The organism is Microtetraspora sp. NBRC 13810, from assembly GCF_030268685.1.
Classification (GTDB): domain Bacteria; phylum Actinomycetota; class Actinomycetes; order Streptosporangiales; family Streptosporangiaceae; genus BSRQ01.
Window position 1 is genome coordinate 88,352 of record NZ_BSRQ01000007.1, and the last position, 11,135, is coordinate 99,486.

Genomic DNA, 11,135 nt, shown 5'->3' on the forward strand with positions numbered 1-11,135 from the left:
GGAGAGGAGGAGGTGACGGACGGTCGCCTCCGTGGTGAGCATCCGGATCAGCGGCGGCGGCGCCGTACGAGCAGCACCGTGAGCAGGACGGCGACGGCCAGCGCCGTGGGGACGCCCGCCCAGACGGCGGGGCCCGCCCCGGAGACGAGGGACAGCGGGCCGGCGGCGGCGTCGGCCGGCGGGGGCGGGGGCGCCGGCTCACGGGAGGCCGGGCCGCCTGAGGCGGGTTCGCGCCCGGACGGCGGGGCGGACGCGCCGGGCGACGCGGGCGGGGAAGCGCCCGGCGACGCCGGTGGGGAGGCCGGGGCGGAGCCCAGGATGTCCGCGGGGACCGCGGCGTAGCGGGGGCCGGGTTCCGGGTCGCCCGCCACCGACACCTCAAGGCGCATCTCGGCCGAGCCGGCGTCCTCGCGGTCGCGTTCCTGCCCGTTGCCGACGGCTATGTAGTACCACCCGGGCAGCCGGTACGGGTCGCGCACGAAGGATCGGCGGTTGTCGTAGTGGACGGGGTAGGTGATGATCGCGTCGCTGCCCCGGGGCAGCTTGACCGGGCTCTCCCCGTAGACCTCGTGGTCCCAGCGGAGTTCGTCGCGCAACGGGTTGTAGGTCGTGGCGCGGACGATGGTCGCCGCGCGTCCCGGGCTGTCGGGGAACCGGACCCGGTAGGCGAGCCCCTGCCCCCACCCCACCCACACCCGATAGAACACGATCTCGCCGTACTGGACGGTGTCGGTGTAGACGCCGGAGCCGTCGAGGGTCGCCGCGGCGCCGAAGGAGCCGCCGCCGAGGACGCGCCGCGGCTGACCGGCGGGCTCGGTGAAGGTCACCGGCGGGGTGGACGGGGCGGGGGGCGCCGGACTGGGCCGGTCGAGCAGCGGCGGCTCCAGGCCGAACAGCAACTCCAGCGGCCCCTCCTCGACCGCGGTCGTGCCGAGCCGTTCCACCCTCAGCACCTGCCTGCCCGGCCGCTCGCACACCGGGGCGCCCGCCGGGTCCCGCCGGACCGGCCAGGACATCACCGCCGAGCCGACGAACCCCGCCGCGTGCTTGACCTCCTGGCTCCAGACGCACTCCGTCCCCTCCGCGGCGTAGCGGGTGATGCGCAGGAGTTCGCTCCTGCGCAACGGCAGGATCAACGACGCGGTCGCGTACGCCGTGTAGCCGGCCGGGACCTCCACGCTGTAGTACTTCGCCTGGCCGGGGCCCAGGCGATCGAGGTGGGCGCCGGGCCGGAGCGGAGTGGCGGTCGCCGGGTCCGCGCCGCCCTCGACCGGGGTGCCCGCCGGGTCGTAGTCGCGCAGCGCCCGCGCGCCGGCCTGGCCCAGCGCGGCGCTCAGGTCCGCCGCGTCCGGGGCGTCGGTGTAGGTGCCGCCGGTGGCCCGGGCGACGCAGGTGAGCTGCCGCCGGGTGGCGGCGTCCACGTCGAAGCCGACCGTGTGCACACGCAGGTCCACCCCCTGCCCGGCGAGCTCTTCGGCCACCTCGCACGGCTCCGGCGGCGCGCAGGTGTCCTCCCCGTCCGACACCAGCACGATCGAGCGCGGCCCCTCCGCCGGGAGCGCCGCCGCCGCGACCCGCAACGCCTGGCCGATCGGCGTGTAGCCGGACGGCCGGATGTCCCGCACCGCCCTGCCGATCGCCCGCGGGTCGGTCCCGACCGGCCGGACCACCCGGACGTCCTCGCATCCCCGCGCCTTCTCGGCGGGGGCGCTGCCGGTGCCCGTGCCGTACACGGTCAGGCCGAGCCTGGCGCCTTCCGGCGCGCGTGACACCAGGGCGTCCACCGCGTCTTTGGCCGCGGCCATCTTGCTTCGCCCACCCGCCTCCGCCCGCATCGACCCGGACGCGTCCAGCACAATCATCACCGGCACCGGCACCGGCACCGGCACCGGCTCAGGCGCGGCGACCGCCACGGCTGCCGCGGGCGCGGCCCATCCCGCCGTCACGGACACGGAGACCGCCACCAAGGCCCGCAGAACGGTCGGACTGGGTTTCATCCATCGCTCCTGACGACCATAGGGAGCCCACATGATCCTCAGCCCGGTCCCGGAGCCGCAAAGTCCCTTCTGGTCTGGCGGCATACCCGTGAGGTATCTCCGCCGGTCAGGTCATGCGGCGACCGCCTCCACGACGGACAGCGTGGACGGGGTGGGCACGATGGCGGTCACCCGCAGGCCGGCCGCGGCGAGCAGCCGGCGGAAGTCGTCCTCGCCGCGTTCCCGGCCGTTCAGCGAGGCCATCATCAGCACGTCGAGCGTCTTGCCCGGGTGCGGCGCGTTGCCCGGCGGGATGACCGAGTCGATCGCGAGCACGCGTCCCCCGGCGGGCATGGCGGCGCGGCAGTTGCCGAGGATGCGCAGGCAGTCCTCGTCGCTCCAGTCGTGCAGGATCCGCTTGGCAGGTAGACATCTCCGCCGGGCGGCACCGCGGTGAAGAAGTCCCCGTGCTCGGCCCGCCACCGTCCGGCCGGCTCGGCGGCGGGCGGGCGGTGGTCGCGCAGGGAGGCCGGCCCGGTGGAGCGCAGCGCCTCGGCGTCGGGGGTCATCCGGAAGGCGCCCGAGTCCTCCTCGTGGAACACGCCCGGGTGGCGAGCGGGCGCAGGACCCGTCGCAGGTGGGCCGCGTTCACGCCGGTCAGGGCGGCGAGTTCCTCGGCGGTGCGCGGGCCTTCCGCGAGGTGGTCCGCCACGCCGAGGCGGGCCACAGCGCCGCGGAGTGGATGTAGGCCAGCGCGTGCTCGGTGAGCCGCACCGCGAGCGACTCGCCGTCGTGCCGGGGGCCGTGCGGGGTTTCCATGGAACCGTCACCTTCCGCCTGGTCTGGGGACGCGGGGCACGGCCGGTCACCGGGGTGGCCGGCCGTACGGCGGCCGCCATCCGCCGTCCCGCCGGAGGACGCTCGCACGTGATCCCACTCAAGCGCACGGGCGGCCGGGGGTCCAGGGACGATCAGTTCCCCGCGGACGCCTCCGCGATCCGGTCGCACAGGGCCGTCATCACCTGCCGGCCCTCGTCGAGCACCCACCGCACGCCCGCCGGCGACCAGCCCTCGCGACCAGCCCTCGCGTCCGGCGAGGACGACCGCGTCGGGCGACCACGTGCCCAGGGGCGGCTTGTGACCGGACCGGAAGCGACTGAGCGGGTCTCCCGGGCCGTGGCGGGCTTCACGGCCGGAGAAGAGGCCATTGCCATGATCCTTACTATTTCCTACTATTCCTACGGGTTTAGCATGTCTAGGAGGGCGTATGGACGGCGAGGGTCAGGGCATCAGCAGGCGCAGGATCGCCGCGACCGTGGGCACGGTGGCCGCCGCGGCGGCGGCGGGCGCGGTGCTGCCGGCCCGCGCGGCGGGCGCGGAGGCCGCCGAGCGGGAGTTCCGGGCCGACACCGGCGCGGGCCGCCCGGCCCGGCCCAACGTGCTGGTCATCCTGGGCGACGACCTGGGCTGGGGCGACCTGAGCAGCTACGGCTCCCCCGGGATCCGCACCCCCCACCTGGACCGGCTGGCCGCCCAGGGGCTCCGTTTCACCAACGGCTACTCGGCGGCGGCGGTCTGCTCCCCCACCAGGTTCGCCCTCTACACCGGAAGGTATCCGGGACGGCTGCGCGGCGGCCTGGAGGAGCCGATCAGCCGGCCCGACGAGCAGGTCGGCATCCCGCCCGGCCATCCCACGCTCGCCTCCCTGCTCAAGGCCGGCGGCTACGCGACGGCGATGTTCGGCAAGTGGCACTGCGGCTTCCTGCCGTGGTACAGCCCCCTCAAGTCGGGCTGGGACGTCTTCTTCGGGAACCTGTCCGGAGCCGTCGACTACTACTCCAAGATCTCCGCCAACGGCGTCGACCTCTACGAGGGCGAGGTGCCGGTCGAGTCCCTGGGCTACTACACCGACACGCTCGCCGACCGGGCCACCGAGTACGTCCGGCGCGACCACGGCAGGCCGTGGCTGCTCAACCTCAACTTCACCACACCGCACTGGCCCTGGGAGGCGCCCGGCGACCGGAAGGTCAGCGCCGAGATCACCGCGCGGATGCGGGCGGGTGAGACGGGCGCGCTCAGCCACCGGGACGGCGGCTCGCTGGAGACCTACCGGAAGATGGTGGAGAGCCTCGACGCGGCGGTCGGGCGGGTGCTGGCCGCGCTGCGCGCCTCCGGCCGGGAGCGCGACACGATCGTGCTGTTCAGCAGCGACAACGGCGGCGAGCGGTGGTCCTACCAGTGGCCGCTGAGCGGCGCGAAGGGCGGGCTCAACGAGGGCGGCATCCGGGTGCCGAACATCCTGCGCTGGCCGGCCGCGATCCGCCCCGGCCAGGTCAGCCACGTGCCGGTCGTCACCCACGACTGGACCGCGACCATCCTGGAGGCCGCCGGAGTGAGGCCGCCCGCCGGCCACCCGCTCGACGGCCACAGCCTCCTCCCCTACCTGCTCACGGGGGCACGTCCGCCGAAGCGGGACCTGTTCTGGCGGACCAGGGCGGCGCGGGCGCTGCGCCGCGGCGACTGGAAGTACCTGCGCACAGCCGCCGGCGAAGCGCTCTACGACCTGGCCGGCGACCAGCGGGAGCAGGCCGACCTCGCGCGGCGTGAGCCGGAACTGCTGGCCACGCTGCGCGCCCGGTGGGAGGAGATCGACGGGACGCTGCTGCCCTATCCCGCCTGACGGGCGTGCGCCACGCCGCCGAGGATGTGCTCCGTGCCCCACGCGCCGAGCGGGGCCAGCGCCTGGTTGAGCGAGTAACCGCGGGAGGTCAGCGAGTATTCGACCCGGGGCGGCACCTCGTCGAACACCTCGCGGTGCACGAGGCCGTCCGCCTCCAGCTCGCGCAGGTGCGAGGCGAGGACCTTCTCCGTCACGCCGGGCACCAGCCTGCGCAACTCGCCGAAGCGGCACGCGCGCTCGTTGAGCGCCCAGAGGATCAGGACCTTCCACTTGCCGCCGATGAGGTCCATCGCCGCGTCGATCCCGCACACGAACGCGCCCGGCCGCCCCACGGTCGCCATGACCACCCCTCCCGCCCGCTCACTCACCCCGGGGTAACCACCCACTCCAAAGTGCGTACTTGATCACCTCGGGGCCTGTGACCAGCATAATAGGCATGACCGACAACACTTCCGGTACGTCTCTCACCCTGCTCGGACTCGGCGCCATGGGCACCGCGCTCGCCCGTACGTGGCTCGCCGCCGGGCATTCGCTCACCGTGTGGAACCGCACTCCCGGCCGGGCCGGGCCGCTGGCCGCGGAGGGGGCGGAGGTCGCCGCGACGGCCGCCGAGGCGGTGGCCGCGAGCCCTCTCGTGGTCGTCTGCCTGCTCGACGACGCCTCGGTCGGCGAGGCCCTGACCGGGGCCGACCTCGCGGGCAAGGACCTGGTGAACCTCACCACCGGCACGCCCGCCCAGGCCCGCGCCCGCGCCCGGTGGGCCGCCGAGCGGGGCGCCCGCTTCCTGGACGGCGGGATCATGGCCGTCCCGCCGATGATCGGCGTCCCGGAGTCCGGCGGCTACGTCTTCTACAGCGGATCCCGCGCCCTCTTCGACGCGCACGGCGACACGCTGGCCGTACCGGCCGGCACCAGGTACGTCGGCGAGGACGCCGGCTTCGCCGCCCTGTACGACGTGGCGCTGCTGAGCGCGATGACCGGGATGTTCGCCGGCGTCTCGCACGCCTTCGCCCTGATCCGCAAGGAGGACATCGAGCCGACCGCGTTCGCCCCGCTGCTCGTCGGCTGGCTCAACGCCATGGCCGGCTACGCGTACGGCATCGCCGGCCACCTGGAGAGCGGCGACTACACCACGGGCGTGGCCTCCAACCTGGCCATGATGACGGAGGGCAACACGACGCTGCTGCGCACGGCGCAGGAGCAGGGGGTCAGCGCCGAGCTGCTGACCCCGTTCATGAAGCTGATGGAGCGCCGTGTCGCCGACGGGCACGGCGACGAGGACACCACCGGCGTGGTGGACCTGCTCACCCGCTAGGAATCCCGGTCCCGGTCGTAGTACCGGGACATCGCGGCCAGCGTCTCGGCCATCCGGGCGCGGAGCCCGGCCGGGGCGAGGACCTCGGCGTCCGGCCCCAGCCGCAGCAGGTCGCGGACCGCCTGCTCGGGGGACTCCACCGGCACGGTCACCCGGGTCCAGCCGTCCGGGTCCCGCTCCGCCGTCTCCCGCGCCGCGCGCGCGACCGCCGGTTCGGCCAGGTCGGGCAGCCGGCGCAGGCCGCCGGGTGACAGGCGCAGCACGGCCCGGTCCCGGTGCCTGCGGGTGTCGAAGTCGTCGAGGTAGGCCCGCCAGTAGCCGGTCAGGTCGAAGCCCTCGGCCCGGTCGAAGGTCTCCTCCAGGGGTTCCAGTTCGCGGATCCGCGACACCCGGTAGGTGCGGAACCCCTCCGCCCGGCGTGCCACGAGGTACCACCTCCCGGCCTTCAGCACCACGCCGTGCGGTTCGACCGTCCGGGTCACTTCGTGCGGGGCCTCCCACCGGCGGTAGCTCAGGCGGAGGCGGCGCTGGTGCCACACCGCGTCGGCGACCGCCGGAAGGTGCGGCGTGGGGTCGGGGTCGTGGTACCAGGAGGGGGTGTCGAGATGGAACCGCTCCCGCAGCCGCCCGGCGCGCTCGCGCAGCTCGGCGGGGAGCGCGGCCATCAGCTTCAGCTGCGCCTCGGCGACCGCCTCGCCCAGCCCGAGATCGTCGGCGGCGCCGGGCAGCCCGGTGAGGAAGAGCGACTCGGCCTCGGCCGTGGTCAACCCGGTCAGCCGGGTGCGGTAACCCTCGACCAGGCGGTATCCGCCCTCGTGCCCGGCCTCGCCGTACACCGGGACGCCCGCCGCGCTGAGCGACTGGACGTCGCGGTAGATGGTCCGCTCGGAGACCTCCAGCCGGGCGGCCAGCTCCTGTGCGGTCATCCGCTCCCGGGTCTGCAACAGGAGCAGGATCGACACCAGACGGCTCGCGCGCATACCGAGAAGTCTGCCGCCCTCCGCCGGGGACCCGAACCGGCGGAGGGCCCTCCGGCGTCTTCGCCATGGTCACGATTTCGCTTTCTGACGTGACCGGGGCCGGCGGAGGTGAACCTTCTCCCGCGCTCAGACGTCTTGTGATCAAGAAGTCGCCCCGCCCTCGCTTCCCCCGAGGGCGGGGCGTGTCTTCGTCACGTTTTTCCGGGAAGCGCTTTTCCCGTCATCTCTGGACGTACAGATCCCAGTAAAACGCCGGGGCGAGGATCGGATGCGGCGCCGCCCGGCACACGTAGGCGACCCACCGGCCCTCGGACCTGCCCTGCTCGCCCCGCGCGGAACAGGCCGGCGAGCCGACGACCCGGCTTTCGAAGACATACCCCGCCGGCACGGGCAGCGGGGGCACGGTGCCCGGCGGGTAAGGGTCGGCCAGCGCCGGAGCGGCCCCCAGGAGGGCGGAGGCCCCGGCGAACGCGACCACGGCCAGAAGCCTGCGTACGGCTGACAAAATATCTTCTCCCATCGCGAAATTCGATTTCCTCATCCCCATCAAAGAATGCAAGGGGAAATGCGAATGGGGCAACGTTTTCCGGCGGCCGGAGAATGCCATTCAGGGCCGGTTGCGGCCAGGCGCCCGTGAAGCGGGACGGAGGGCACGCGACACGCGGGAGAGTCCTGCGCGGACCGGCGATGAGTTCCGTGGGCGCCGCGGGTTGTCATCGGGACAGCGCACGGAACACACAGGAGGCGACATGTCCGACGACCGGGAACAGATCCGGGACCTGATCGAGCGATGGGCCGCGGCGGTGCGGCGCGCGGACCTGGACGGTGTCCTCGCCGACCGCTCGGCGGACATCGTGATGTTCGACGTCCCGCCGCCGGCTGACGGGGTCCGCGGGATCGACGCCTACCGGGACGCCTGGCCGCCCTTCCTCGCATGGCAGGCGGGCGGGGCGGTGTTCGAGATCGTGTCGCTGGACGTCACCGCCGGCGAGGATGCGGCGTTCGCGCACGCCCTGCTGCGCTGCGGCACGCCGGACGATCTCGCCCGCGATCCCGGCGCCCGGCTGCGGCTCACCTTCGGCCTGCGCAGACAGGACGGCCGCTGGTTCGTCACGCACGAGCACCACTCCTTCCCGATCACCTCCGGGCCACGGGACACCGCCGCCGAGGAGGGCGCGGTCCGCGCCGTGCACGAGGTGTGGTCGGACCGCACCGCCGCGAAGGACCTCGAAGGGCTGCTGCGCGACATCGCGCCCGACGTGGTCTCCTACGAACACGAGACGCCCCTCGCCTACGTCGGCCGGGACGAGGTGCGCGAGGTCTGCCGGCGCGGCCTCGAATCGACCGGCGGCGCCGTCCACCTGGACGTCCCCGACCTGTCGGTCCGCGTCGGCGGGGACATCGCGGTCGCCTGGGGGATCAACCACGTCCGGGCCGAGGGACCGGACGGCGAGACGGTCGAAACCCGGTCGCGCGGCACCCGGGTGTTCCAGAAGCGGGACGGCGCCTGGCTGATGATCCACCAGCACCTGTCGTTCCCCCTGGACCCCATGACCGGGAAGGCGGCCACCGACCTGCGTCCGTAGAGGCGTACGCGGAAGGACGTGCGATCCGCCGGCGGCCCGGCGGCGGTTCCGCGGTCCGGCGGCGGCTCAGCGGTCCGGTGGCGGCTCAGCGGTGCGGCGGCGGTTCCGCGGTGCGGTCAGTGGCGGCGTGCGTTCCAGGCGGCTGAGACGGCGGCGCCGGCCTCGTGGTCGTCCACGACGAGGACGAGGCGGTTGGCGTGGTCGCTGTACATGACCTCGATGCCGACGCCGGCGTCCGCCATCATGCGGGCGATCATGCCGAGCTGGCCGGGCGTCTCCTGGTCGAGCCGCTGGATCAGCGGGACCCGGCACTCGCCCACGGCGATCCCGGCCGCCTCCAGCGCGGCCCGGGCGGCGGCGCCGTCCGCGAAGAGGAAGTGCGCGACGGCTTCGCCCCGCACGGCGAACACGCCGCCGCCCTCGATGCTCACGCCGGCCGCGCCGAGCGCCTCGCCCGTCGCGGCCAGCGCGCCGGGCCGGTGGTCGAGGTGGATGGTGAGGTCGTCCATGGCAGGGTTCTCCCGGTTCGGCGATGACGGTCACGGCCGCCGGCGGACGCCACGGTGACGCGGAACCGCGGCCCCTGGCATGCCCTCCGGCCGGACCAACGTAGAAGCCGGACGCTTGCGCCCGCGCCGAAGCATCCCGCCGGGAGAACGCCCGGGGTACGGCGGCGCCGCACCCCGGGCGGGGCGGTCAGGAGTTGGTGATGGTGAGGTCGTCGAGGTAGGCGGTGAAGGGTCCGGACGTGCCGGTGCGGTCGTAGCCGACGAGGATCCTGTCGATCCGCTTGCCGTTCAGCGCGGGGCCGAAATCGCTCTGGATCCGCGTCCAGGCGCCCACCTGGCCCTTGGCCGCGCCGGGATGCATGTCCACGCCGGTGGTCGTGGTGGCGGCGCTGTCGCGCAGGGTGGAGCCGTCGGTCATCACGAAGTCCACCGACACGTTGCGCCCACCGGCGTCCTTGGGCAGGAAGGAGTACGACAGCTTCGTCGCCGCGGTCACCGGGATGTCGACGTCGAACGCCTGGAAGTAGGCGTGGGAGTGGGCCGTCGTGGCCGCGGCGCCCCGGATGCGCAAGGCCGTGCTGCCGAGCTGGTTGTCCTCGCCGGTGGCGGCGGCGAGGGACGGCGTGCCGGTGCCGCCGGGGCCGGTGACGTTGGACGTGCCGCCGGGGCCGGGGGTGTCGGTCCAGGTGAGCTGGGCGTCGGTGTCCTTCTCCACGCTGGTGCGGAAGAACACCGGGCCGCTCGCGAGCGGGATGGGCACCTGGGCGACGAGCGGGTCCTGACCGGTGATCATACGGGTGGCCCGGCCGGCGAGCCGCAGGTAGAAGTCGGAGGAGACGTACTTGCCGTCGGTGCCGGTGGTCTGGAAATACTGATTCGTGGGGATCTGCGAGGAGTCCTCGGCGGCCGGCGCGATGGCGGTGGCCTCGTCGTACTCGTCGAACATCGCGATGAACGCCTGCGGGACCCCGGCCCTGCGCACGTTGGCCGCCTGCTGCCAGAGGAAGTCGCCGTTGCGGCGCGGGATCTCGTTACGCGGCCCGCCCTTCCAGTTGGACCAGGCGAAACCCGGATAGATCACCGGCTGGTACGCCTGGCCGGTGGCGTTGAGCGCGTCTCGGTCGGCGGCGAGTTGGGCGGCGTTGTCCCCGCTGCTGCCGACCATCCACGGCGAGAGCATGTCGAACGCCCGGTAGACCGGAGCGAAGCCGGGCTTGGCGTCCGCGTCCGTCCGCCAGCCGCGCGGCACGCCGCCGATGACGTACAACCCCTGGCTCTTGAACCAGCGCACCACCCGCTCGGCCTGCGCGGCGGTGCCGGGCCGGTTGGTGAAGCCGAAGCCCCAGATCTCGACGACGGGCTTGCCGCCCTCCCTGGCGTAGGCGGGGGACTCGGTCAGGCGGAGCTGCCCGGTGATGACGTTCGTCCAGTCGGTCTGCAGCACCTGTTCCACGTTGGCGTCGGTCAGGCCGCTGACGTCGTACTCGATGTAGAAGCCGCGGCCGTACTTCTCGGCCGCGTCCCTGGCCTTGGTGGTGACGGAGTTGCGGACGAGCGCGCGGGGCGCGGCCGGGTCGGAGATGTCGCTGCCGAACCGCTGGATCGCGGCCCCGTCGATGCCGTAGTCGCTCATCCAGCGGAAGTGCTGGTCGACGACGGCGGCCGGATAGGACGAGAAGAGCGTGGCGGGCTGGCCGTTGCCGAGGGCGGCGTACCCGGTCGGGTATCTCGCGGAGGCGGGGTACCTGCTCATGTCGGGGTACAGCTCGAAGGTCTGGTTGCCGGGCGACGGCTGTGACCCGGCCCAGTGCCGCCAGTTGTTGATCGGCGACCCGTCACCGGGGGCGTTGAACCAGCCCTGGTATCCGGCGTAGACCTTGTTCTTCACGGTGGGGGCGGCGGCGGCCTGCGCGCCGAGGGCCGGGGCGGCCGACGACCAGCCCAGGGCCGTGGTCAGGAGGGAGAAGACGAGAGTCAGTCCCAGGAGGGGTTTGCGGCGTTGGTCCACGATTCGCCTTCGGGTGGGGGGTGAGGGTAAGGCGCCGGGCCACCTGCTCGGGGCGCGGCGGGTTACGGATATGTAAATCCA

At 73.6% G+C, this 11,135-nt stretch carries 12 protein-coding genes; 3 read left to right on the top strand and 9 right to left on the bottom strand.

Going from position 1 to position 11,135, the window contains the following annotated elements; genetic code table 11:
* Positions 1-47: 47 nt before the first annotated feature.
* The 4 genes from QSK26_RS15995 to QSK26_RS16005 form a co-directional block, all read right to left on the bottom strand.
* Entirely contained in the window at positions 48-1,997 is a 1,950-nt protein-coding gene (locus QSK26_RS15995; protein WP_285775925.1) for a vWA domain-containing protein, read from the bottom strand.
* A gap of 111 nt (positions 1,998-2,108) precedes the next feature.
* Positions 2,109-2,459, bottom strand: coding sequence for a methyltransferase (locus tag QSK26_RS16000; protein WP_285775926.1), 351 nt, complete (start codon positions 2,457-2,459; stop codon positions 2,109-2,111).
* Between the two features lie 82 nt (positions 2,460-2,541).
* Positions 2,542-2,703: a methyltransferase family protein gene (locus QSK26_RS42115; RefSeq protein ID WP_502888709.1), complete on the bottom strand. Its 162-nt coding sequence runs from the start codon at positions 2,701-2,703 to the stop codon at positions 2,542-2,544.
* Positions 2,634-2,795 carry a hypothetical protein gene (locus tag QSK26_RS16005; RefSeq protein WP_285775927.1) on the bottom strand — a complete coding sequence of 54 codons (162 nt, stop codon included), beginning with the start codon at positions 2,793-2,795 and terminating at the stop codon, positions 2,634-2,636. Before QSK26_RS16005 ends, QSK26_RS42115 begins: the two co-directional genes overlap by 70 nt.
* Before the next feature lie 448 nt (positions 2,796-3,243).
* Here QSK26_RS16005 and QSK26_RS16010 point away from each other — a divergent pair, with 448 nt between their 5' ends.
* On the top strand, positions 3,244-4,656 hold the full coding sequence (locus QSK26_RS16010) for a sulfatase-like hydrolase/transferase (RefSeq protein WP_285775928.1): 1,413 nt from the start codon (positions 3,244-3,246) through the stop codon (positions 4,654-4,656).
* On the opposite strand, the gene QSK26_RS16015 is transcribed toward QSK26_RS16010, so the two are convergent.
* Positions 4,644-4,997, bottom strand: a complete 354-nt coding sequence (locus QSK26_RS16015; protein ID WP_285775929.1) for a winged helix-turn-helix transcriptional regulator — start codon at positions 4,995-4,997, stop codon at positions 4,644-4,646. The two genes, QSK26_RS16010 and QSK26_RS16015, sit on opposite strands and share 13 nt — an antisense overlap.
* Positions 4,998-5,092: 95 nt before the next feature.
* On the opposite strand from QSK26_RS16015, the gene QSK26_RS16020 reads away from it, so the two are divergent.
* Positions 5,093-5,971 carry an NAD(P)-dependent oxidoreductase gene (locus QSK26_RS16020; RefSeq protein ID WP_285775930.1) on the top strand — a complete coding sequence of 293 codons (879 nt, stop codon included), beginning with the start codon at positions 5,093-5,095 and terminating at the stop codon, positions 5,969-5,971.
* Here QSK26_RS16020 and QSK26_RS16025 read toward each other — a convergent pair.
* The gene (locus QSK26_RS16025; protein WP_285775931.1) at positions 5,968-6,951 is read right to left on the bottom strand and encodes a helix-turn-helix transcriptional regulator; all 984 of its coding nucleotides are present in this window, start codon (positions 6,949-6,951) and stop codon (positions 5,968-5,970) included. The genes QSK26_RS16020 and QSK26_RS16025 overlap by 4 nt on opposite strands.
* 220 nt (positions 6,952-7,171) lie before the next feature.
* The gene (locus QSK26_RS16030; RefSeq protein ID WP_285775932.1) at positions 7,172-7,471 is read right to left on the bottom strand and encodes a hypothetical protein; all 300 of its coding nucleotides are present in this window, start codon (positions 7,469-7,471) and stop codon (positions 7,172-7,174) included.
* Positions 7,472-7,700: 229 nt separating this feature from the next.
* Here QSK26_RS16030 and QSK26_RS16035 point away from each other — a divergent pair, with 229 nt between their 5' ends.
* The gene (locus QSK26_RS16035) at positions 7,701-8,537 is read left to right on the top strand and encodes a YybH family protein (RefSeq protein WP_285775933.1); all 837 of its coding nucleotides are present in this window, start codon (positions 7,701-7,703) and stop codon (positions 8,535-8,537) included.
* A 116-nt stretch (positions 8,538-8,653) separates the two neighbouring features.
* Here the strand turns inward: QSK26_RS16035 and QSK26_RS16040 are convergent, their stop codons facing one another.
* Positions 8,654-9,046, bottom strand: coding sequence for an ACT domain-containing protein (locus tag QSK26_RS16040; RefSeq protein ID WP_285775934.1), 393 nt, complete (start codon positions 9,044-9,046; stop codon positions 8,654-8,656).
* 187 nt (positions 9,047-9,233) lie between these two features.
* Positions 9,234-11,054 carry a glycoside hydrolase family 99 protein gene (locus QSK26_RS16045; protein ID WP_285775935.1) on the bottom strand — a complete coding sequence of 607 codons (1,821 nt, stop codon included), beginning with the start codon at positions 11,052-11,054 and terminating at the stop codon, positions 9,234-9,236.
* Positions 11,055-11,135: the final 81 nt, after the last annotated feature.